Here is a 2,810-nt window from a genome sequence, read left to right as displayed (position 1 = left end):
CACCTGGCACAAGTCTCAGGCTTTGGAGTTGCCAGAAAATATCACGTGTACATTTATTCCTCCCTACACTCCAGAAATGAATCCCATTGAGCAAGTTTGGGCAGAGATACGAAAGCGTGGATTCAAAAACAAGGCCTTCAAATCTTTAGAAGAAGTCATTTTGAAGTTAGAAACAGTGATTCAAAATTTGGAAAAAGAATGCCTGAGGAAGATTGTTCACAGAAAATGGATTTGTCCAGAATAGATTTTTGATGAGTATTAGAAGACTTGAGACAACACTATAATATCTATCAGCTCTTGCTTTTTCACTTTCAGAACAAGGAGCCAGACAAATTTTTCGGACTCATTGAGGACAATCTTAAGCTGGTTCATCCTCTTTTTCAGACTGTCTTTAAAACCTTCATCAAGGATAAAGAGAAGATTGTCAACGCCCTTCAACTACCCTATTCTAACGCCAAATTGGAGGCGACTAATAATCTCATTAAACTTATCAAGCGAAATGCCTTTGGTTTTCGGAACTTTGAAAACTTCAAAAAACGGATTTTCATCGCTCTCAACATCAAAAAAGAAAGGACGAAATGTGTCCTTTCTAGATCTTAACTTTTCTTCAATCCATTACAATAGATTGAGAACTAAATTTCTTATAGGTAAAGGAATTTGAAGATAGCTACTGCCGCGATTGCTGCTGCGATAGGCGCTACTACTGGTACCCAAGAATACCACCATTTTGAATCGCCTTTGTGCTCACCAAGAACTGATTTTGGAAGGAAAGCATGAAGGAGACGTGGTCCCAAGTCACGGGCTGGGTTCAAGGCAGGTCCTGTAGGTCCACCAAGTGATGTTACCAAGGCCATAACAAGGAATCCAAGTGCCAAGTGAGCTACTGAAAGTCCTGAAGCAGTATGTGGTGCTACTTGGGCTTTGATTGCTAAATCAGAAAAGTCAACATTTTGACCTGCTTGACTAGCCATTTGTTTCATGTATTGAAGCACTTCAGAACCAAAGAAGTTTTTAGTCAATCCAAGGGCTGCAAAGAAAAGAACAAATGAACCAACAAACTCATTTACAAAACCATTAACAGTTGCTGCGAAATGTGATTCTTTTGACCCATTATCCAAACTTGAAATTGTTGAGAAAGTACCCAAGATGTTGTTTGGATTTTCAGTTTTCAAGTAGTATGGGCGGTGTGTTGCCACAACCAAGGCTTGACCAAAGATAGCACCCAAAACTTGTGCGATGATATAAGGTGCAACTTGTGCCCAAGGGAAGAGACCGCTGATCGCAAGTCCAAGAGTGAAGGCTGGGTTAATGTGGTTACCTGATACGTTACCAAACATCAAGGCTGGGATCATAACCCCCATACCATAACCAACAGCGATAACGATCCAGCCACTTTGGTGACCTTTCGTACCTTTAAGTTCAACGTTGGCAACTGCACCATTTCCAAGAATGACCAAAATAGCAGTTCCCAAAAATTCAGTGGCATATTTAATTGCCCATGTGAAATCCATTTGATAGATTCTCCTTAAAATTTTTTAGACAATCCTTATTCTATCAATTTTTACATCTTTTAGCAACTACTTCCCCGAAAGATTGTAACAGAAAACGATTCCAAAACTTATAAACTAATCTTTGTTTTCAAGATATTCCAAATTCATTAGGTTATCTGCGCCAATCTGATGCTTTTATGTCAATTCCTCCTGATACATAGTATAGGGAATAAGAAGTATCTTTCTCCATTCACCAATAAGAGTTTTGCTATGAAAACAAAACTCTATCCTTCTAATGATACAATCTTAACCTGATTTATATAAAAATTCTCGTCACATTGCCATAAAACCTCAGCCATATTTTTGTAAGAAATAGACTTATCATGATCTGCTCTAATTGTGAGATTATAACCACTTTCATTCCTGTCCATGTCAATATTTAGATTATAAAATCCCTTCTGTTCAATGAGAATATTCAAGGTATCAATTGAAGGTTTATTGGTCGCAAATCCAGTCATTCTGATGTGGTAATGGGTATCGCTCTTCAAAAATATGAAACTACTTTTCTGAACAGAGACGACAATCAGACTACAAAATAAGCCTAGAAAGGCAAAGTCTGCCCCAATTGCCATCCCAATCCCTGCAGTTGCCCAAATACCAGCTGCTGTGGTGATACCACTGATTTTTTTATCCCTCATGAAAACAATACCACCACCAATGAAACTAATTCCACTGACGATTTGGGCCACAACCCTAGAAGTATCATAATTAGGCGTATCCAAGAAAGCTTCTTTTGATAAAATCATCATTAAAGTTGCAGTTAAGGCAACCAAGATATGAGTCTTTCTCCCAGCCTGCTTGTGCTTAGACTTTCTTTCATAGCCAATGATAAAACCAGAAAAACAAGACAATAAAATGAGAATGATATGCCGGACTTCAATCGGTAGAGCTATCGTATCAAGCATTATTTTCCTCCTCTATCACTCATAATTTTATATTATATAGTAGATTGAAATAAGATGTGAATAAATTGATTAGGAAAATCAAATTAATGTATAGAAATATTTTAGCAACCATGGCGTACTCTAGATTCAATCCACTATAATCCTAGTTATATAGTCATTTAGTTTTAAAAAAGCACTTTAAACATTCAAAAATATTTGGAACTTTCCTTAATAAATCTGTCACTTTCTTTTTCAAGATAGCCCAAGCTTGCTCAATAGGATTCAAATCTGGTGAATAAGGTGGTAGAGGTAAGAAAAAGTGCTTATCTTGAATGCAAAGTTCATCCAAAATGTTCTTGGGATGAAAACTAGCATT

General features: G+C 37.1%; 4 protein-coding genes and 1 pseudogene. 2 read left to right on the top strand and 3 right to left on the bottom strand.

Features of this window, described 5'->3' with window-relative positions:
- Positions 1-244, top strand: a 244-nt coding sequence (locus tag FGQ53_RS11515) for a transposase (protein WP_171019146.1), incomplete at its 5' end; no start/stop codon positions are given.
- Between the two features lie 17 nt (positions 245-261).
- A pseudogene (locus FGQ53_RS11510) lies at positions 262-600 on the top strand (transposase); the annotation flags it as partial.
- 41 nt (positions 601-641) lie between these two features.
- On the opposite strand, the gene gla reads toward FGQ53_RS11510, so the two are convergent.
- The 3 genes from gla to FGQ53_RS11490 form a co-directional block, all read right to left on the bottom strand.
- On the bottom strand, positions 642-1,511 hold the full coding sequence (gla, locus tag FGQ53_RS11505) for an aquaglyceroporin Gla (RefSeq protein WP_138338906.1): 870 nt from the start codon (positions 1,509-1,511) through the stop codon (positions 642-644).
- A 263-nt stretch (positions 1,512-1,774) separates the two neighbouring features.
- Entirely contained in the window at positions 1,775-2,455 is a 681-nt protein-coding gene (locus FGQ53_RS11500; protein WP_138338903.1) for an MgtC/SapB family protein, read from the bottom strand.
- A gap of 154 nt (positions 2,456-2,609) precedes the next feature.
- Positions 2,610-2,810, bottom strand: a 201-nt coding sequence (locus tag FGQ53_RS11490; protein ID WP_171019140.1) for a transposase, incomplete at its 5' end; no start/stop codon positions are given.

The sequence above is a fragment of the Streptococcus mitis genome, from assembly GCF_005844455.1.
In the GTDB taxonomy this organism is placed as follows: Bacteria; Bacillota; Bacilli; order Lactobacillales; family Streptococcaceae; genus Streptococcus; species Streptococcus mitis_BF.
Note: the sequence above shows the minus strand (reverse complement) of the source record. Positions and strands in the feature narration are given on the sequence as shown.